The organism is Rhodococcus sp. Chr-9 (assembly GCF_000801125.1).
Classification (GTDB): domain Bacteria; phylum Actinomycetota; class Actinomycetes; order Mycobacteriales; family Mycobacteriaceae; genus Rhodococcus; species Rhodococcus pyridinivorans.
Window position 1 is genome coordinate 68,492 of sequence record NZ_JTIZ01000096.1, and the last position, 18,008, is coordinate 86,499.

The 18,008-nt window shown below is 68.4% G+C and carries 19 protein-coding genes; 11 read left to right on the forward strand and 8 right to left on the reverse strand.

Annotated features, from left to right (window positions below; translation table 11 throughout):
- The first annotated feature begins 32 nt into the window (after positions 1 to 32).
- The 8 genes from purB to QR64_RS25910 all read left to right on the forward strand — a co-directional run bounded on the left by purB (position 33) and on the right by QR64_RS25910 (position 6,911).
- Positions 33 to 1,454, forward strand: coding sequence for an adenylosuccinate lyase (gene purB, locus QR64_RS14510; protein ID WP_006551863.1), 1,422 nt, complete (start codon positions 33 to 35; stop codon positions 1,452 to 1,454).
- Between the two features lie 114 nt (positions 1,455 to 1,568).
- Positions 1,569 to 2,171 (forward strand): TetR/AcrR family transcriptional regulator, encoded by a 603-nt coding sequence (locus QR64_RS14515; protein ID WP_033096851.1) that lies wholly within the window; start codon positions 1,569 to 1,571, stop codon positions 2,169 to 2,171.
- Entirely contained in the window at positions 2,168 to 2,596 is a 429-nt protein-coding gene (locus QR64_RS14520) for an HIT family protein (protein WP_039585870.1), read from the forward strand. Before QR64_RS14515 ends, QR64_RS14520 begins: the two co-directional genes overlap by 4 nt.
- A gap of 4 nt (positions 2,597 to 2,600) precedes the next feature.
- Positions 2,601 to 4,202 (forward strand): L-lactate permease, encoded by a 1,602-nt coding sequence (locus QR64_RS14525; protein ID WP_039585873.1) that lies wholly within the window; start codon positions 2,601 to 2,603, stop codon positions 4,200 to 4,202.
- A 76-nt stretch (positions 4,203 to 4,278) separates the two neighbouring features.
- Positions 4,279 to 5,307 (forward strand): Dyp-type peroxidase, encoded by a 1,029-nt coding sequence (locus QR64_RS14530; RefSeq protein ID WP_024102977.1) that lies wholly within the window; start codon positions 4,279 to 4,281, stop codon positions 5,305 to 5,307.
- Positions 5,304 to 6,122, forward strand: a complete 819-nt coding sequence (locus QR64_RS14535) for a family 1 encapsulin nanocompartment shell protein (RefSeq protein WP_006551857.1) — start codon at positions 5,304 to 5,306, stop codon at positions 6,120 to 6,122. Before QR64_RS14530 ends, QR64_RS14535 begins: the two co-directional genes overlap by 4 nt.
- Positions 6,123 to 6,345: 223 nt before the next feature.
- On the forward strand, positions 6,346 to 6,636 hold the full coding sequence (locus QR64_RS14540) for a type II toxin-antitoxin system Phd/YefM family antitoxin (protein ID WP_006551856.1): 291 nt from the start codon (positions 6,346 to 6,348) through the stop codon (positions 6,634 to 6,636).
- A gap of 53 nt (positions 6,637 to 6,689) precedes the next feature.
- Positions 6,690 to 6,911, forward strand: coding sequence for a type II toxin-antitoxin system RelE family toxin (locus tag QR64_RS25910; protein ID WP_033096848.1), 222 nt, complete (start codon positions 6,690 to 6,692; stop codon positions 6,909 to 6,911).
- 56 nt (positions 6,912 to 6,967) lie between these two features.
- Here QR64_RS25910 and QR64_RS14545 read toward each other — a convergent pair whose 3' ends face one another.
- The 3 genes from QR64_RS14545 to QR64_RS14555 form a co-directional block, all read right to left on the reverse strand.
- Positions 6,968 to 7,447 carry a MarR family winged helix-turn-helix transcriptional regulator gene (locus QR64_RS14545; protein WP_039585875.1) on the reverse strand — a complete coding sequence of 160 codons (480 nt, stop codon included), beginning with the start codon at positions 7,445 to 7,447 and terminating at the stop codon, positions 6,968 to 6,970.
- Between the two features lie 58 nt (positions 7,448 to 7,505).
- A complete protein-coding gene (locus tag QR64_RS14550) occupies positions 7,506 to 8,255 on the reverse strand; it encodes a cutinase family protein (protein WP_052227314.1) in 750 nt (249 codons plus the stop codon).
- Positions 8,256 to 8,404: 149 nt separating this feature from the next.
- On the reverse strand, positions 8,405 to 9,067 hold the full coding sequence (locus QR64_RS14555) for an alpha-ketoglutarate-dependent dioxygenase AlkB family protein (protein ID WP_039585878.1): 663 nt from the start codon (positions 9,065 to 9,067) through the stop codon (positions 8,405 to 8,407).
- A gap of 120 nt (positions 9,068 to 9,187) precedes the next feature.
- Here QR64_RS14555 and QR64_RS14560 point away from each other — a divergent pair, with 120 nt between their 5' ends.
- Together QR64_RS14560 and QR64_RS14565 are read left to right on the forward strand one after the other, a co-directional pair.
- Positions 9,188 to 10,018 (forward strand): SDR family oxidoreductase, encoded by an 831-nt coding sequence (locus tag QR64_RS14560; RefSeq protein ID WP_006551851.1) that lies wholly within the window; start codon positions 9,188 to 9,190, stop codon positions 10,016 to 10,018.
- A 44-nt stretch (positions 10,019 to 10,062) separates the two neighbouring features.
- Positions 10,063 to 11,034 (forward strand): phosphotriesterase, encoded by a 972-nt coding sequence (locus tag QR64_RS14565; protein WP_039585881.1) that lies wholly within the window; start codon positions 10,063 to 10,065, stop codon positions 11,032 to 11,034.
- A 36-nt stretch (positions 11,035 to 11,070) separates the two neighbouring features.
- On the opposite strand, the gene QR64_RS14570 is transcribed toward QR64_RS14565, so the two are convergent.
- Positions 11,071 to 11,790 carry a 2OG-Fe(II) oxygenase gene (locus tag QR64_RS14570; RefSeq protein ID WP_019290045.1) on the reverse strand — a complete coding sequence of 240 codons (720 nt, stop codon included), beginning with the start codon at positions 11,788 to 11,790 and terminating at the stop codon, positions 11,071 to 11,073.
- 82 nt (positions 11,791 to 11,872) lie between these two features.
- Positions 11,873 to 12,301 carry a MarR family winged helix-turn-helix transcriptional regulator gene (locus QR64_RS14575; RefSeq protein ID WP_039585904.1) on the reverse strand — a complete coding sequence of 143 codons (429 nt, stop codon included), beginning with the start codon at positions 12,299 to 12,301 and terminating at the stop codon, positions 11,873 to 11,875.
- An 89-nt stretch (positions 12,302 to 12,390) separates the two neighbouring features.
- Here QR64_RS14575 and QR64_RS14580 point away from each other — a divergent pair, with 89 nt between their 5' ends.
- On the forward strand, positions 12,391 to 14,289 hold the full coding sequence (locus QR64_RS14580; protein WP_039585905.1) for an ABC transporter ATP-binding protein: 1,899 nt from the start codon (positions 12,391 to 12,393) through the stop codon (positions 14,287 to 14,289).
- On the opposite strand, the gene QR64_RS14585 is transcribed toward QR64_RS14580, so the two are convergent.
- The 3 genes from QR64_RS14585 to QR64_RS14595 are packed head-to-tail and all read right to left on the reverse strand — an operon-like array spanning position 14,240 to position 17,854.
- Positions 14,240 to 15,889, reverse strand: a complete 1,650-nt coding sequence (locus tag QR64_RS14585; RefSeq protein ID WP_033096846.1) for a (2,3-dihydroxybenzoyl)adenylate synthase — start codon at positions 15,887 to 15,889, stop codon at positions 14,240 to 14,242. The genes QR64_RS14580 and QR64_RS14585 overlap by 50 nt on opposite strands.
- Positions 15,890 to 15,932: 43 nt before the next feature.
- Entirely contained in the window at positions 15,933 to 16,715 is a 783-nt protein-coding gene (locus QR64_RS14590) for a 2,3-dihydro-2,3-dihydroxybenzoate dehydrogenase (protein WP_006551845.1), read from the reverse strand.
- A complete protein-coding gene (locus QR64_RS14595) occupies positions 16,712 to 17,854 on the reverse strand; it encodes an isochorismate synthase MenF (protein WP_039585883.1) in 1,143 nt (380 codons plus the stop codon). The genes QR64_RS14590 and QR64_RS14595 overlap by 4 nt, the downstream gene beginning before the upstream one ends.
- Positions 17,855 to 18,008 lie beyond the last annotated feature (154 nt).

Here is an 18,008-nt window from a genome sequence, read left to right on the forward strand (position 1 = left end):
CGGGAGCAGACCCGGACCGTAAACTCACTTGTGTGAGCCACATCCCCAACGTCCTCGCCACCCGCTACGCCAGCCCCGAACTCCGGGACCTGTGGTCGCCCGAGTACAAGATCGTGCTCGAGCGGCAGCTGTGGCTCGCGGTGCTGCGGGCGCAGGCCGAACTCGGGATCGACGTTCCCGCCGAGGCGATCGCCGACTACGAACGCGTGATCGAGCAGGTCGACCTCGAGTCCATCGCCCAGCGCGAGCGCGTCACCCGCCACGACGTCAAGGCCCGCATCGAGGAGTTCAACGCCCTCGCCGGTCACGAGCACGTCCACAAGGGCATGACCAGCCGCGACCTCACCGAGAACGTCGAGCAACTGCAGATCCTGCGGTCGCTCGAGCACGTCCACTCCCACGGTGTCGCCGTGGCCGCACGCCTCGCCGAGCGCGCCACCGAGTACGCCTCGCTCGTCATGGCCGGTCGCTCGCACAACGTCGCGGCGCAGGCCACCACCCTCGGCAAGCGTTTCGCGTCGGCCGCCGACGAACTGCTCATCGCGCTGCAGCGCGTCCGGGAACTGATGGCCCGCTACCCCCTGCGCGGGATCAAGGGCCCGATGGGCACCGCACAGGACATGCTCGACCTGCTCGGCGGTGATTCCGCCAAGCTCGCGCAGCTCGAGCAGAAGGTCGCGCAGCATCTCGGCTTCGCGAACGTCTTCACGAGCGTCGGCCAGGTCTATCCGCGTTCGCTCGACCACGACGTGCTCTCCGCGCTCGTGCAGGTCGGCGCCGGTCCCGCGTCGTTCGCCCACACCATCCGGCTCATGGCCGGCCACGAACTCGTCACCGAGGGCTTCCAGCCCGGCCAGGTGGGATCGTCCGCGATGCCGCACAAGATGAACACCCGCTCGTGCGAGCGCGTCGACGGCCTGCAGGTCGTCCTGCGCGGCTATGCCTCCATGGCCGCCGAGCTCGCCGGCGCGCAGTGGAACGAGGGCGACGTCTTCTGCTCCGTCGTCCGCCGTGTGGCCCTTCCCGACGCCTTCTTCGCGATCGACGGCCAGATGGAGACCTTCCTGACGGTCCTCGCCGAGTTCGGTGCCTACCCGGCGGTGATCGAGAAGGAACTCGTGCGGTACCTGCCGTTCCTCGCGACGACCAAGGTCCTCATGGCCGCGGTCCGGGCCGGGGTGGGTCGCGAGACCGCACACGAGGTCATCAAGGAGCATGCGGTCTCCGTCGCACTCGCGATGCGCGAGGAGGGTCGCGAACCCGATCTGCTCGACCGTCTCGCCGCCGACGACCGGCTGCCGCTCGACCGCGCCGCGCTCGACGCGGCACTGGCCGACCGGGAGGTCTTCGCCGGAGCTGCGGTCGCGCAGGTCGAAGCGGTCGTCGCGGCGGTGCAGGACCTCGTGACGCAGTATCCGGAAGCAGCGAAGTACACGCCGGCGCCGATTCTGTAGGAAGCCGATTCGACAGGAATCACGGGAACCGACTGCCGGGGGGAGTGTCCGATGGGGGTGGCGGTATCAGCAGGAGAGAACGAAGTGTCGGTGAAACCGGGAAATACGGGTCGGTTGCGTGACGCAGCGCGAACACGCACCGCGCTGCTCGATGCAGCGCGCGAGGTGTTCCTGCGCGACGGATACGCGGCGGCGGCCACGGAGGAGATCGTCTCGGTGGCGGGGGTGACGCGCGGTGCGCTCTACCACCACTTCGCCGACAAGCGGGATCTGTTCCGCGGTGTCATCGAACGACTCCAGTCGGAAGCGGAGAGCTCCCTGGTCCCGGCCGAACCGGTCGAGGACGCCTGGGAGGGCTTCACCCAGGCCGTGCTCGCCTCGCTCGACGCGGTCTACGACCCCGCGACCCGCCGGCTGCTGCTCATCGAAGCCCCTGCGGTCCTCGGCTGGGCCGAGGTCCGCGAGACCCACCGGCACTCCTCGCTGAAGGCCATCGAGCGCATGCTCGTCACCCTCGATCCCGAGACCTACGAGGCGTCGCCCACGCGGACGTCGGTGCTCGCGCACCTGCTCGTCGCGGCCGTCGAGGAAGCGATGCTGTGTCTCGCGCACAGCGACGACCCGGTGCGCGCCCGTCCTACGGTGCAGGGCGAACTGCTACGCCTGCTCGAAACCGCCCGCGGACCCGCACGTGCGGAGGAGTCCACGCCACAGTGACGGACTGCATCTTCTGCGCCATCGTGGCCGGGCAGTCGCCGGCCAGCGTCGTGCTCGACGAACCCGACGTGCTCGCGTTCATGGACATCCGCCCGTTCACTCCCGGGCATCTGCTCGTGATTCCGAAGCGGCACGCCTCCGGACTGGCACAACTCGATCCCGACGACGGAGCGAAGGTGTTCGCCGCCGGGCAACGGATCGCCACGGCGATGCGCGCGTCCGACCTCCCGATCGAGGGCGTGAACATGTTCCTCGCCGACGGCGTCGCCGCCGGCCAGGAGGTCTTCCACGTGCACCTGCACCTCGTGCCGCGCAGCGCCGGGGACGGCTTCGGGATCCGAGCCGATTGGCGGACACCGAACCGGACCGTGCTCGACGGCACGGCCGCCACCATCCGCACCGCCGTGCAGACACACCGGTCGTGATGCAGTGACAGGTGCATACGTTCAGCCGATCGCGCCGGTCGGCGGGTCGCTCGCGTGGTCGGCACTGGTGGCGGTACTCCCGCTGCTGACCATGCTCGTCCTGCTCGCCGTCTTCCGACTGCGGTCGCATTCGGCCGCGGGAATCGCGGTGGTCGTGGCCCTGATCGTGGGCACCGCCGTCTACGGCATGCCGGTCGGGTCCGCGCTCAGTGCCGGTGTCGAAGGTGCGGTCTTCGGTCTCTTCCCGATCATGTGGACGGTGGTCAACGCCGTCTGGGTGTACCGGCTCACCGTCGAATCCGGGCACTTCGACGTCCTCACCCGCGCCTTCGGGCGAATATCCCCGGATCCGCGGATCCTCACCATCGTCATCGCCTTCCTGTTCGGCGCGCTGCTCGAGGCGGTCGCCGGTTTCGGCACCCCCATCGTCGTCGCGACCGTCGTGCTCATCGGTGCCGGTCTGCCGCCGGTGCGTGCGGCCGCGGCGTCGCTGCTCGCCAACTCCGTCGTCACCCCGCTCGGCGTCATGGGCACACCGATCCTGACGATGTCGCGCGTCTCGGAGATCCCGATCGACGAGATCGGACCGGTCGTCGCGCGTCAGGTCTGCCTGCTCGCGGTGTTCGTTCCGCTCGTGCTGGTCGCGGTGGTCGGCGGATGGCGCGGAGTTCGCGAGACGTGGCCGGTCGCGCTCGTCGTCGGACTTGCCTTCGGCGCCGCCCAGTTCGTGTGCGCGAGCTATCTCGCCGTGGGGCTGAGCAACATCGCCGGTGCCGTGGCCGGTCTGCTCGTGCTGCTGGTCGCGGTGAAGGTGCACCCCATGCATCGGGAGGCCCGCCGGGCCGCATCCGACCGGATCCACGACTCGCGTCGACGCGTCGTCGAGGCGTTCGCCCCCTACGCCCTGATCGTGGTCGTCTTCCTCGTCAGCCGGTTCGGTCCGGTGGCGTCGCTGTTGTCGAACGCGAGCCTGTCGTTCCCCTGGCCGGGTGTGGACGTGACTACGGCCGACGGGGACGTTCCCACCGCGGAGACCTTCACCATCGATCTGCTCACTGCCCCGGGCAGCCTCGTCTTCGTCGCCGCGCTGCTGTCGATACCGGTGCTGAAGGTCGCGGTGGCCGACGCGGTGCGATGCTTCGTCGCGGCGGTCGTGCAGTTGCGGTGGTCGTTCGCGACGGTGACGGCGGTCCTCGCCCTCGCGTACGTGATGAACCTGTCCGGGCAGACCGCCACGATCGGCGGTTTTCTCGCCGGTGCGGGCGTGGCGTTCGCGCTGTTGTCGCCGGTGCTCGGCTGGCTCGGCGTCGTGGTCACCGGCTCGAACACCGCCTCCAACGCGATGTTCGGCAGCCTGCAGGTCGCCGCGGCCCAGCAGTCGGGACTCGACCCGACCGTGCTGGTCGCCGGGAACATGGCCGGCGGCACCACCGGCACCCCGATCGCACTGCAGAACCTCGCGCTGGTGTCGTCGGTGAAGGGACTGTCCGGCAAGGACGGGCTGCTCATGCGCCGGATCTGGCCGCTGAGCATCGCCGGTCTCGCGGTGCTCGCCGTCCTCGTGTGGCTGCAGTCCACCTCGGTGCTGGGCTGGATGGTGCCTTGACGCTGCAGTTGTGCAGTGACGAACGTCGGCGTGCCGCGAACGCCTGTTTCGTGCGGGGTGCACTAGCGTTGTCGGAGTGGTTCGTGCACAACCGATACTGACCCCGCTCACCGAAGCGGCGATCTTCCTCGTCGTCACCGTCGACGAGGGCGCAGAGGACACCGTGCGGGATCTGCTCGAAGATCTCTCGGGCCTGCGCCGCTCGGTCGGTTTCCGCATCCCGGAGGGCGGCCTGTCGGTCGTCACCGGCATCGGCTCGGATATGTGGGACCGGCTGTTCGACGGCCCCCGGCCCGCCGGACTGCATCCGTTCGTCCCGCTCGACGGCGGTCGGCACCAGGCCCCCTCGACCCCCGGCGACCTGTTGTTCCACCTCCGCGCGTCGACGATGGACCTGTGCTTCGAACTCGCCGCGAAGATCAACGATAGGCTGCGCGGTGCGGCTCGGGTCGTCGACGAGACGCACGGCTTCCGCTATTTCGAACGCCGCGACCTGCTCGGCTTCGTCGACGGAACCGAGAACCCCGAGGACGACGAGGCCGTCGAGGCGGCCCTGGTCTCCGACGAGGATCCGGACTTCGCCGGCGGTAGCTACGTCGTCGTCCAGAAATACCTGCACGACCTCGCGTCATGGAACTCGTTGACCGTCGAGGAGCAGGAGCGGGCGATCGGCCGGACCAAGCTCGACGACATCGAGCTCGACGACGAGACCAAACCCGCGAATTCGCATGTCGCACTGAACGTGATCGTCGACGAGAACGGGGTCGAGCAGCAGATCGTGCGCGCGAACATGCCGTTCGGCAGCTTCGGCGCCGACGAGTTCGGCACCTACTTCATCGGTTACTCGGCCACCCCGGAGGTGACCGAGCAGATGCTGCGCAACATGTTCCTGGGCAGCCCGCCCGGCAACACCGACCGCATCCTGGACTTCTCCACCGCGGTGACGGGATCGCTGTTCTTCTGCCCCTCGCTGGAGTTCCTCGAAGATCTTCCGCCGTCACCGGCGGAAATTCCCTCCCACGAAGATCCGAGTGCCTCGACCGCCGGCCGGCCTGCCGACGGATCACTCGGAGTTGGCGCTCTGCGAAGGAGTTCGACCCTGTGAACAATCTGTATCGCGACCTCGCCCCGATTTCCGAGGCAGCATGGACCGAGATCGAGGAGGAGGCCGCACGCACCTTCAAGCGACACGTCGCCGGGCGCACCGTCGTCGACTTCTCCGGACCGCACGGCACCGACTTCGCGGCGGTGGGTCTCGGCCGCACCCGCGAGATCGAACCCCCGGCCGCCGGAGTGCGGGCGCGTCAGCACCGCGTCGCGCCGGTCGTCGAACTGCGGGTGCCGTTCACGCTGTCGCGCGAGGAGATCGACAGCGTCGAGCGCGGTTCCCGCGACATCGACCTCGACCCCGTCAAGGAAGCGGCCCGCCAGATCGCCTTCGCCGAGGACCGCGCGATCTTCGAAGGCTACGCGGCCGCGGGTATCGAGGGCATCCGGGCGTCGTCGTCGAACCCGTCCCTGCAGCTACCCGAGGATCCCCGCGACTTCCCGGAGATCATCAGCCAGGCGCTGTCGCAGCTGCGACTGGCGGGTGTGGGTGGCCCGTACTCGATCCTGCTCGGCGCCGACGAGTACACCAAGGTCAGCGAGACGTCCGATCACGGCTACCCGATCCGCGAACAACTGCGCCGCCTCATCGACGGCGACCTCATCTGGGCCCCGGCGATCGACGGCGCGTTCGTGCTGACCACGCGCGGCGGCGACTACGACCTGCAGGTCGGCCAGGATCTGTCGATCGGCTACCTCTCGCACGACGCAGAGACGGTGAACCTGTACTTCCAGGAGTCGTTCACCTTCCTCGTCTACACCGGCGAGGCCTCGGTTCCGCTGGTGCCGACGACGCTCGAACTCCCGCACTGAGCCGGTCCCGGGGCGTCCGCGCGTGCGGCGCCCCGGGTCACCGACCGTCCGGCCGGATCACGACGGCGCCGGCGCGGGTTTACCTACGATCGTCCTGCTGTGCTGTGCTGTGCTGGGCGGCCTTCGGCCTCGTCCTGGCGTTCGTGGCCTCCCGTCGAAAGCCGGTGTCGGAACCGGCGCGAACGGAATGACCTGAGACTTCTCATAGTAATTCGCTAGAATTATGTACATGACGACTCTTCCTGTTGCCGACGCGCGGGCGCAATTGTCACGACTGGTCGATGAGGCCGAGCGCACACACGAGCGATTCGAGATCACCCGCAACGGGCACCGCGCCGCGGTGCTTCTCGGTGCCGACGATTACGACGCGATGCAGGAGACGATCGCGGTGTTGTCGGATACGGATCTGCTGCGGGCGCACGTCGAGGGCCGAACGGAGGTCGAGTCGGGAGACGTCGTCGATGTACAGGAATTGACGCAGCTGATGCGTGATGCTCGGTCGTCCGAGGAATGAGCACTCCGGACCACCCGTATCGGCTGGTGATGGCGAGGTCGGCTGCACGCGCCATGGCGAGGTCGTTGCCGGAGAAGGTAGCAACTGCGGTATACGAGTTCGTCACAGGACCCCTTCTCGAGAATCCGAAGCGGGTGGGGAAGCCGTTGAATCCGCCTCTTGCGCCGGCGTACAGCGCCCGGCGAGGTGAATATCGCGTCCTGTATCTGATCGATGATGCGAACCGCACGGTCGAGGTCACCGCGATTTCGCACCGTGCCGATGCGTATCGATAGAAGACGGTCGGACAGTGCTGCCGCGAGCCGTCGGGGTTGCGGCAGCTACCGAGCTGTCAGAGTGCTCCGGCCTTCAACGCCGCCGCGTTGACGCGCACGAGCGCGGCGTGCAGGTCCTGGAGTTCGTCGAGCCCGACACCGAGGGCATCGACGACCTGTCCCGGCACCGACTCGGCCTCGGCACGCAGCGCCCGGCCGGCGTCGGTGAGCTCGAGGACGAGTTGCCGTTCGTCGGCCGCGCTGCGCGCGCGGGTGATCAGGCCCAGCGCCTCGAGTCGCTTGAGCAGGGGAGACAGCGTGGGGGAGTCGAGCTGGAGTAACTGCCCCACTTCCTTGCTCGTCAGCGGCGAGCGTTCCCACAGGGCGAGCATCACCAGGTACTGCGGGTGGGTCAGTCCCAGCTTGTCGAGGATCGGTCGATAGACCGCGAGCACGGCGCGGTTCGCCACGGCGAGAGCGAAACACACCTGCCGCTCCAGCGCGAGAGGATCATCACCGGAAGCAGGAAGGTGGGTGGCCGGGGACTCGACGCTCATGAACCGACGATACCGAACCGGTATATCCCGGCCCGGGTTCTCCCGGGTGCGACGATCCTCACGGGTCGTAGTCGGGATAGGTCGTGTGCAGCCTCAGGTAGCCGGTGACGTTCTCGCCCAACCACCCTTCGCTCTCCTCCGGTGTCACGCCGTCGCAGACCGCGTCGCCCTCGATGCAGATCCGTTCGACGGCGATCGTGCCGAAGTCGTCGCGACCGCCACCGAGCGTGATGCCCGGGACGACCTCGCCCGGGAACAGCGTTTCGACTCCCCGGGTGTCACGCGGGTCGGAGTACAGCACACCGCTGATCCGCTCCGGCGGCACCGAACCGTCGGCCGCGATCTCGGCGAGGACGTCGCCGGCGATCGACGCGCCCTGCGAGTAACCGAGGACGACGAGCTCGCTGTCGGGGCACGAACCGTGCCGGACGGTGATCGTCTCGCGCAGGCGCTGATGCCCGATCCTCTTGGACTCGTCGTACGCGAGTCGCCCCGATCCCTCGCTCGACCCGGACTCCGGCACCGGAACCACGACGGCGGGATAGCGGATGTGCTCGACCACCGTGCCGGGTGCCGCGTACCGCGCCGAGATCTTCGCGAGGGGTGAATCGGGATCGATCGAATCCGGGGTGTCGATGTTGCGGGTTCCGTCGACCGCGATGACGAACCGCTCCGGGCACGGACGGAAGGTCTCCGCGCCGGCGGTGGGCGCGGTGCCGTCAGTGGCGGCGGCGACGACGGGTCCGGTCAGGCCGAGGGCGAGTCCTGCGATGATCGCCAGGACACGACGACAAGCGAAGTCGGGCATGGCAGTCTCCTGTGATCGACCCCGACACCGATGACTACCGCACGAGAACATCGTCCGATTTGACGTATTTCTCGTCGGCGAAACGCTACTCCGAGTGTAGTTGGTTACAAAGTCACAGACCGAACGTTCGGAATTTTCGAGCGGTTCGATCAAGCAAGTCCGGTACTCCGCAGGGTGATGTTGAGGCGCCCCGCGGTGAGTCCGCAGCGGGAACTGCCGGTGTCCGGATACACGACCGGCACCCCGTGATAGGCGAACCGCGACGGACCGCCGAAGACGAACAGATCGCCGGACTCGAGACACACGTCGGTGTACGGCCGGCCGCGCGACTGGGTGTTGCCGAACCGGAACAAGCAGGCATCCCCGAGACTGAGCGACACGATCGGCGCGCTCACCCGCTCGTCCTTGTCCTGATGCATCCCCATCCGCGCGTCGCGGTCGTAGAAATTGATCAGAGCGGTATCGGGCTCGTACCCGCTCCCGGCCGCCGGATCGTCGTAGGCATCGGCGACGGCACGCCGCCCGAGTTCGACGAGCCGGTCGGGAAGCGGCGGAACGGGAGCGTCGTCGACATCGACCGCGGTGCGGGTGTAGCGGTACGGCGACCAGTGCCATCCGAGGCACACCGTGCTCACCGACATCCGTCCGCCACCCGGAAGCAGGGTGTGCCGCATCGGCGCCGGCGGGCGCGCCCAATCACGACACAGCTCGACGAGCTCGCGCTGTTCGCCCGGGTCGAGCCAGTCGGGCACATGCACGGCGCCCGGCGCGATCTCGCGTCGCGGACGGGAGACGGAGAACAATTCGTCCATCCCGGGTGCTCGACCTCCGTGCGTGTGAGCGGTACCTACAGCCGGTGATACGTGTAGACAGGTTCAGTACCAACTGTGCCGCACGGGACGGCACTGCGATTCGACGGGGAGGTATCAGCGATGAAGGTCGAAGGCAGAGTGGCCGTCGTGACAGGCGGGGGCGGCGGAATCGGCGGCGCCATCGCTGCCGGCCTCGTCGAGCGAGGTGCACGAGTGGTGGTCGCCGACCTCGACGAACACGCGGCGCAGCGCGTCGTCGCGACGCTCGAGGAGGAGACGCCGGGGAGCGCCGTCGCGGTGGCGGCGGACGTCTCCGACGACGAACACATCCGCGGCCTCGTCGAGCGCGCCGAAGCGGAGTTCGGTCCCGTGGACCTGTACTTCGCCAACGCGGGTGTCACCGGTGTGCCCGGCCTGGAGATCGAGGACTCGGTCTGGGAGCAGTCCTTCGACGTCAACCTGCGCGCACACATCCGTGCGGCGCGACTGCTGGTACCCCGATGGGTCGAACGTGGCGAGGGCTATTTCGTCAGCACGGCGTCGGCGGCCGGCCTGCTCACACAGATCGGCTCGGCCACCTACTCGGTCACCAAGCACGCGGCCGTCGGTTTCGCCGAGTGGCTGTCGGTGACCTACGGCGACAAGGGTGTGAGGGTGAGCTGCCTGTGCCCGATGGGCGTCAACACACCTCTGCTGTACTCGGGGGACGCATCCGGGCACGCACTCGGTGAACTCGCCACCCGGGCCGTCACGACCGCCGGTGCGGTGCTCGAACCCGTCGACGTCGCGGAGACGGTGTTCGCGGCAATGGAGGAGGAGCACTTCCTGATCCTTCCGCACCCGGAGGTCCTCGAGATGTACCGGAACAAGGGCGCCGACTACGACCGGTGGCTGCGCGGCATGCGTCGCTACCGTCAGGCCCTCGAGGAGTCGACTCCCACCGATTCGTGAAATCGATTGCCCCTGCCCACGTTGGTGTCCTAGCGTCACCGGTCATGACATCCGTCGACACCGTTCGCGGCCCTCTCGACACGGGCCGTCTGGGCAGAGTCCTCATGCACGAGCACGTCTTCGTACTCGGCGAGGAGATCCGCACCAACTTTCCCGACTACCCGAGCCCGTGGGACGAGGACGAACGCGTCGACGACGCGGTCGCGAAGTTGAAGGCGTTGTCGGAGCGCGGCATCGACACGATCGTCGATCCCACGGTGGTCGGTCTCGGCCGGTACATTCCGCGCATCCAGCGCGTCGCCGAACGGGTGGACATCTCCATCGTCGTCGCGACGGGCCTGTACACCTACAACGACCTGCCGTTCCAGTTCCACAACGTCGGGCCGGGGTTGCTGGTGGACGGACCGGAGCCGCTCACCGAACTGTTCGTGAAAGACATCCGCGAGGGCATCGCCGGCACGGGGGTGCGTGCAGGAATGCTCAAGTGCGCCATCGAGATTCCGGGACTCACGCCGGGCGTCGAGCGCGTGATGCGAGCGGTGGGGCAGGCGCACGTCGAGACCGGTGTGCCGATCACGGTGCACACCAATCCGCATACCGGGTCGGGGCAGGTGGCGCAGCGGGTGCTCGCGGAGGAAGGTGTCGACCTCACCAAGGTGGTGATCGGGCACAGCGGTGATTCGACCGATCTGGACTACCTGCGTCGCATTGCCGACGCCGGTTCGATTCTCGGGATGGACCGCTTCGGCCTCGATCTGCTGTTGCCGTTCGAGCAGCGCGTCGACACGGTGGTCGCGCTCGTGGAGGCCGGTTACACCGAGCGCATGGTGCTCTCGCACGATGCGTCGTGCTTCATCGACTGGTTCCCGCACGACGTGAAGCACACCGCCGTGCCCAACTGGAACTACAACCACATCAGCGACGAGGTGCTGCCGGCCCTGCGCGAACGGGGCGTGACCGACGAGCAGATCACCACGATGCTCGTGGACAATCCGAGGCGGATCTTCGAACGCTGAAGCGGCGTAGGTCGCGTCGGGTAGCACCGAGGACGCTCAGACGGCGTCGTGCAGTACCAAGCCGAGCGTGCGACGCAGGCCCGATCGGACGGTGCTCACGCCGTGCCGGACCGGCGCCCGCGACCATCCGCGCGCCGACCGGATCGGTCGGTCGCGGGTGGTGAAGATCAGCGCGTGGCCTTGCTCGAGCACGGTGACGGTGCCCCGCGACTGCGCGCGGGGCCGTTGTTCGACCAACAGGAACTCGCCGCCGGTGTAGTCGACGCCCGCCCGGTCGAGCCCGATCACGACCTGCAGTGGGAACACGAGGTCGCCGTAGAGATCGCGATGCAGGGCGTTCCAGTCGCCGGTGGTGTAGCGCAGCATCAGCGGGGTGGGGTCGGTCTGGCCGGCCGCGTGGCACATGTCGAGCCAGTCGTCGAAGTCGTCGGGCCAGGGTGCCGGATCGCCGAGGCGTTCGGCCCACGAGCGCGCGACGGGGAGCAGCTGCCGGTAGAACGCCGAGCGCAGGTGTGCGACGGCGTCGGGGACGGGTGAGCCGAAGTACTTGTAGGTGCCGTGCCCGTACCCGTAGCGGCTCATGTCGACCGTGGTGCGGAAGCGGGCGTCGTCGTCCCACAGGGCCGCGAGTTCGGTGCATTCGTCGTCGCTCAACAGCGGCCCGGTGAGGGCGCAGCCGTTCTCGTCGAGCTCGCTCGTCAGCTCGGGCAGGTTCAGTGCGTCGACGCGCGACTGCAGACTGTCGATGGTCTTCACAGGGCTCTCCTCGATCGGCACGGACACTCGTAGGGAAGACGTCGCCGCCGTCGGAAATGTGAGTACCCGGAACCGGAAGGGATCAGCGCGGCCGGTCGTCGACGAGTTTGTGCAGCAGATCGGACAGTCGTGCGCGTTCCGCGGCGTCGAGCCGGTCGAACATCTCGACGGCGTCGGCATCGCGGGCCGAGGCCAGTTCGGCCCGGATCCTGCGGCCCTCGTCGGTCAGTCGCACGCAGACCGCGCGTCGGTCGGCGGGATCGGGGAGTCGCTCGGTGAGACCCCGCGACTCCAGGCGGTCGACGACCTCGGTGGCCGAGCGGGGGACGATGCGCAGTTCCTTGGCCACGACGCCGAGGCGGATCGGGTCGTCGGCGCGTCCGATGACGTCGAGCGCCCGGTACTCGTGGGGTGACAATCCCCACGGCTGGAGGAGGTCGTGCCAGCGTCGGCGCAGCGTACGCGTGGTGGTGAGGAGGAGATCGCGCAGTGCGACGGGTGAATCCGGCATGGTGGTCACATTACCTCACTTGACGGTTAACACTCAATGAGGCAACCTCAACAAGTACGAGTCACGAACCACGAATCGAGGTGGCGCACATGATGCAGCCCCCACCCACTCTCGGCGGCAAGCCGGGCAGCCGCGGCAGGATCGACAAGAAGGATCTCGAGCAGCTCCGCGAGGCCCCGGTGAGCCTGCGCCGTATCGGCGCCCTCTTCGCGCCCTATCGGTGGAAGATCACCCTCGTCGTCGCGCTCATCATCGCCTCGTCGGTGATCTCCCTCGCGACGCCCTTCCTCGTCCGCGCCGTCATCGACGATGCCATCCCGCACCAGAACGTGAGCCTGCTGTTGTGGGCCGTCGGCGGCATGCTGGCCGTCACCGTCGCGAGCTCGCTCCTGTCCGTCGTCCAGGCCTGGATCTCCACGACCGTCGGCCAGAACGTCATGCACGGTCTGCGTACCCGGGTCTTCTCCCACCTGCAGCGACAGTCGCTGAATTTCTTCACCCGCACCCGCGGCGGTGAGATCCAGTCGCGGCTGACCAACGACATCGGTGGCATGCAGTCCGTGGTCACCAACACCGCGACCTCACTGGCGTCCAACGTCACCACCGTCGTCGGCACGGCGATCGCCATGGCGGTCCTCAGCTGGCGACTGGCCCTGCTCTCCCTGATCGTGCTCCCGCCGGCCATCTGGCTCACGCGCCGGGTCGCGCTCATGCGCCGCGCCGTCACCGCCCGTCAGCAACGGCGCCTCGCCGACATGCAGTCGCAGATCGACGAAGGACTGTCGGTCAGCGGCGTGCTGCTCGTCAAGACGCTGGGCACCGGCCCAGCACTGTCCGACAAGTTCGCCCGCACGTCGGAGGAACTCGCCGATCTCGAGGTGCACGCGCAGTTGTCCGGCCGCTGGCGCATGGCCACGATGAACATCGTCTTCGCGGCGATCCCCGCCGTCCTCTATCTCGTCGCCGGTCTGCCGGCCACCTCGGGCGGCATGACGATCGGCACCCTGGTGGCCTTCACCGGCTTGCAGGGCGCGCTGTTCCGGCCGCTGATGAGCCTGCTCGACGTCGGTGTCTCCGTCACCAGTTCGCTGGCCCTGTTCAGCCGCATCTTCGAATACCTCGACCTTCCGGTCGATATCGACGACCCGCGCGATCCGGTGCCCGTCGACCCTGCGACCGTCGCCGGCCGGGTGCGGTTCGAGAACGTGAGCTTCCGCTACGAAGGAGCGCACCGCAACGCCCTCGACGGCATCGATCTCGACGTCCCGGCGGGGGCGCAGGTCGCGCTCGTCGGCGAGACCGGCTCGGGCAAGACCACGCTCGGCTCGCTCGTCGCACGACTGTACGACCCGGTCGAGGGACGCGTGAGCATCGACGGTGTCGACCTGCGCGACATGAGGCTCGCCGATCTCGCCGGACTGGTCGGCGTGGTGTCGCAGGAGACCTACCTCCTCCACGCGACCGTCCGGGAGAACCTGCGCTACGCGAAGCCGGACGCGACCGACGACGAGATCGAGGCCGCGGCCCGCGCCGCACACATCCACGACCTGATCGTCTCGCTGCCGGACGGCTACGACACCGTCGTCGGCGCCCGCGGATACCGCTTCTCGGGTGGTGAGAAACAGCGACTGGCGATCGCCCGCACGCTCCTGCGCGACCCGCGTGTCCTCGTGCTCGACGAGGCGACCAGCGCCCTCGACAACGACACCGAGCACGCCGTGCAGCAGGCCCTCGACGCCGCGCGCAGCGGACGCACGACCATCACCATCGCGCACCGGCTCTCGACCGTGCGGAACGCCGACGAGATCGTGGTCCTCGACCGGGGCCACATCGTCGAACGCGGAACGCACGACGACCTCGTCGCCCGCGGTGGCCGCTACGCAATCCTCGACGCTCGAGCCGAACGGGGTGAAGTCATCCCGTCGTCGCGGAGCGAGATCAGTCCTTCAGAGTGGCCGCGAGGGCGCGCCGCAGTTCGTTCCGGCTGATCTTGCCCACTCCCGTGACCGGGAAGGCGTCGACGAACTGCACCTTGTCGGGGATCTTGTACTCGGCCAGCCCTCGCTCCCTCAGGAACTTCTTGAGCGCGAGGGCCTTCGGCGCTTCCCCCTCGGTGACGACGAAGGCGCAGGTGCGCTCGCCGAGATACTTGTCGGGCATCGACACCACCGCCGCGTCGAGCACGGCCGGGTGCGCGATCAGATGATTCTCGACCTCCTCGGCCGCGATCTTCTCGCCACCGCGATTGATCTGGTCCTTCGCGCGTCCCTCGACGACGATGTAGCCGTGCTCGGTGAGCCGGACGATGTCGCCGGTGCGGTAGAAGCCGTCCGGGGTGAATGCCATCGAATTGTGTTCCGGCGCATTGTAGTAGCCCCGGATCGTGTACGGGCCGCGGGTGAGCAGGTGGCCGGTGGTGCCCGCGGCGACGGGCTCGTCCGTATCGTCGACGACGCGGATCTCGTCGTCGGGGCTGATCGGCCGGCCCTGGGTGGTGACGATGGTGTCCTCGTCGTCGTCGAGCCGGGTGTAGTTGACGAGACCCTCCGCCATACCGAAGACCTGCTGCAGCGTGCAGCCGAGTTCGGTGCGAACGCGTTTGGCGGCCTCGGCCGGGAACTTCGCACCACCGACCTGCAGCACCTCGAGCGACGACAGGTCGCGTTCGGTGCGGGCCCGCGCCGACAGCCACGCCTGCGCGAGGGGCGGGACGAGCGACGCCATCGTCACGCCCTCGCTCTCGATGAGGGCGAACGCGGTGTCGGGGCTCGGATCCGGAGCGAGGACGACGGTGCCGCCGGCGTGCAGCACACCGAGGATGCCCGGCGAGCTCATCGGGAAGTTGTGCGCCGCCGGCAGCGCGACCAGCATGCGGGTGTTCTCGTCCACTCCGCAGATCACCGCGGATTCGCGCACGGAGTACAGGTAATCGGCGTGGGTGCGGGGGATGAGCTTCGACGTTCCGGTCGTGCCACCCGACAGCTGCAGGAAGGCAACGTTTCCGGCGTCGTTCTCCGTGATCGGCGCCGCTTCGCGGTCGCGCAACGACCCGAGCGCAGTGAATTCCTCGGCCTCACCGGCGACCACGACCACCGGCGGATTCTCCATCTCGGAGGCGACCTGCCGGGCGAGCACGCGGTAGTCGAATCCGCCGTGTTCGGCGGCGATCACGTACGCTGCGGCGTCGCTGAACCGGCAGAAGTAGCCGATCTCCGACGCGCGGTGCGCGGGCAGGGAGAAGACGGGGAGCGCACCGAGGCGGAAGACCGCGAAGAGCACTTCGGTGTACTCGACGATGTTCGGCAACTGCAGGACTACTCGGTCGCCCTTCCGGACCCCGAGGTCGGCGAGACCGGCGGCGACGCGGGCCGAGGCGTCGTCGAGTTCGCGGTAGGTGATGCGCCGCCAGGTGCCCGTCGCGTCGTGTCCGACGACGGCGATGCGACCGGCGAACCGGGCGGCGCGGGCCGGGAGGAATTCGCCGAAGGTCTCGTTCGTCCAGTAACCGGCTGCGCGATACCGCTCGGCGAACTCCTCGGGGTAGCGGGCGGTGTCGGCGAGCGGCGTGCGCTCGAAACCGGTTGTCACGGAACGTTTCCTTTCGGGATCAGGGTCGATGCAGGTCTGTCGGTCAGGCGCGGAGGGTGGCGCCGCCGTCGATGTAGAGCGCCTGCATGGTGATGTGACGAGCACGATCGGACAGCAGGAACTCGATGGCCTCGGCGATGTCGGCGGGCTCGGCGATGCGGCCGAGGGGGATGCCGACCTTGAACTGCGACAGGTCACCTTCGATGGCGCTGCGTGCGCCGGCGTCGTCGTTGGGGTCCTCCCACAGCGAGCGCTGCATGGCGGTGTCGGTGGAACCCGGCGCGACGATGTTGGCGCGGATCCCGTATTGCGCCAGCTCGAGTCCGAGGATCCGGACGATCATCGTGGACGCGGCCTTGGACGATCCGTAGGCGCCCATGCCCATGCGTGGCACGCCCGCGGAGTTCGATCCGACGACGACGATCGAACCCGACCTCCGCTCCCGCATGGCCCGTCCGACCGAACGCAGGACCGACAGCAGGCCGGTGACGTTGACGTCGTACATGTGCTGCCAGTCCTCGGGATCGGAGTCGAGCACCGAGCCCGTGGTGAAGACACCTGCGACGTGCGCGAGATGCTCGATCGGTCCGTGCTCGGATTCGATGTTCTCGACGAGGTAGGCGACGGCGTCGTGGTCGCGGATGTCGACGGGGTAGGTGGGGACGGAGCCGCCGAGCAGCGCGACAGTCTTGCGCAGTCCTTCGGCGTTGCGGTCGGCGAGCACGAGACGGTGACCGGCACGCGCCAGGGCCTCGGCGGTCGCGCGGCCGATACCCTGCGCGGCTCCGACGACGAGCGTGACGGGGGATGGTGCGGCCTCGGTCATCGGAGTACTCCCAGTGCATCGAGGACGGTGCCGAACTTGACGGTCGTCTCGGCCAGTTCGTCGGCAGGGTCGGAGTCGGCGACGATACCGCCCCCGGCGTAGGCCGTGAGCCCGACACCGTCGGCATCGAGGACGGCGCAGCGGATCGTGACCAACCATTCGCCGTCGCCCGCGGCGTCGCACCATCCGAGGGCACCGGCGTAGAAGCCCCGGTCACCCTCGGTCGCGAGGATCAGATCGCGGGCGGCCGCGGTCGGCGTGCCGCAGATCGCGGGGGTGGGGTGCACCGCGAGTGCGAGATCGAGGGCCGTGACACCCGGATCGTGCAGGCGACCCTCGATGGGAGTGCCGAGATGCCACAGCTGGCGCGTGCTCGTCACGGTCGGCTGCTCGGGGATGTCGAGGTCGACACACAACGGTTCGAGCGCGGCGCGGATCGCATCGATCACGTGCGCGTGCTCGGCGAGGTTCTTCGCGGAGCCGGCGAGCCTGTCGGCCGTCGCCCGATCGATCCCGGGGTCGCAATGCCGCGGTGCGGATCCGGCGAGGGGGTGAGCGGTGACCCGATCTCCGCGACGGCGCACGAGCACCTCCGGGCTCGACCCAACCAGGTGACGTCCCGTCCACACGCCACCGGCTGCTGTGAGGTCGACGAGGAAGCCGTTGTGCAGCGGATCGTTTCGCGTGAGAGCGACGAGGAGGTCGTGCGGGGTGACGGGCCGGTCGGCGCGCAGGGCGAGTGCCCGGGCCAGGACCACCTTGAGAAGGTCGTTGTCGTCCGAGCGGAGCAGGCGCAGTACGGTCTCGACCCGATCGATGTGCTCGTCTTCCGACGGCAATGCGCCCGTGATCGTGATCGGGGGCAGGTCGGCGGCCGGTGCGTCGTAGTGCGCGGGGGAGTGATGGAGTGTGTTCGGAGCGGTCAGTGCGGCCGGACCGTCGGGTGCGAAGGGCAGTGCTCCGACGATCGCGGCGACCTGTCCGGTGCGCAGGGCGTCGGCGGCGGCGGACGCGCGGTCGAAGTGTTCGCTCACGCCTTCGGCGATCACCGTGCCGTGCGGGCGGGACAGGACGAACGGGTGCGCGACGGGCCGCTCGGCCCGGTCGGTAGCGGTTGCGCCGAGGACCGGCACTTGCATTCTCGTACCTTCCGGTTGAGGAGGTCTGCTGGCAGGACCGCGCCACAGGACACACGATCACTGAGCAACATATACGGTAAGCCTAACCTTTGGTACTGTGCCCTCCGGCGCCGCAGCGCGCACATCAGCGGATTCCGTTCCCAGCCAATCGTTT

Bases quoted from the DNA above. Each gene is read 5' to 3' on its own strand.
- QR64_RS14540 (WP_006551856.1), top strand. From the start codon at position 6,346: ATGTACATGACGACTCTTCCTGTTGCCGACGCGCGGGCGCAATTGTCA.
- QR64_RS25910 (WP_033096848.1), top strand. From the start codon at position 6,690: ATGGCGAGGTCGTTGCCGGAGAAGGTAGCAACTGCGGTATACGAGTTC.
- QR64_RS14545 (WP_039585875.1), bottom strand. From the start codon at position 7,447: ATGAGCGTCGAGTCCCCGGCCACCCACCTTCCTGCTTCCGGTGATGAT.
- QR64_RS14550 (WP_052227314.1), bottom strand. From the start codon at position 8,255: ATGCCCGACTTCGCTTGTCGTCGTGTCCTGGCGATCATCGCAGGACTC.
- QR64_RS14555 (WP_039585878.1), bottom strand. From the start codon at position 9,067: ATGGACGAATTGTTCTCCGTCTCCCGTCCGCGACGCGAGATCGCGCCG.
- QR64_RS14560 (WP_006551851.1), top strand. From the start codon at position 9,188: ATGAAGGTCGAAGGCAGAGTGGCCGTCGTGACAGGCGGGGGCGGCGGA.
- QR64_RS14565 (WP_039585881.1), top strand. From the start codon at position 10,063: ATGACATCCGTCGACACCGTTCGCGGCCCTCTCGACACGGGCCGTCTG.
- QR64_RS14575 (WP_039585904.1), bottom strand. From the start codon at position 12,301: ATGCCGGATTCACCCGTCGCACTGCGCGATCTCCTCCTCACCACCACG.
- QR64_RS14580 (WP_039585905.1), top strand. From the start codon at position 12,391: ATGATGCAGCCCCCACCCACTCTCGGCGGCAAGCCGGGCAGCCGCGGC.
- QR64_RS14590 (WP_006551845.1), bottom strand. From the start codon at position 16,715: ATGACCGAGGCCGCACCATCCCCCGTCACGCTCGTCGTCGGAGCCGCG.
- QR64_RS14595 (WP_039585883.1), bottom strand. From the start codon at position 17,854: ATGCAAGTGCCGGTCCTCGGCGCAACCGCTACCGACCGGGCCGAGCGG.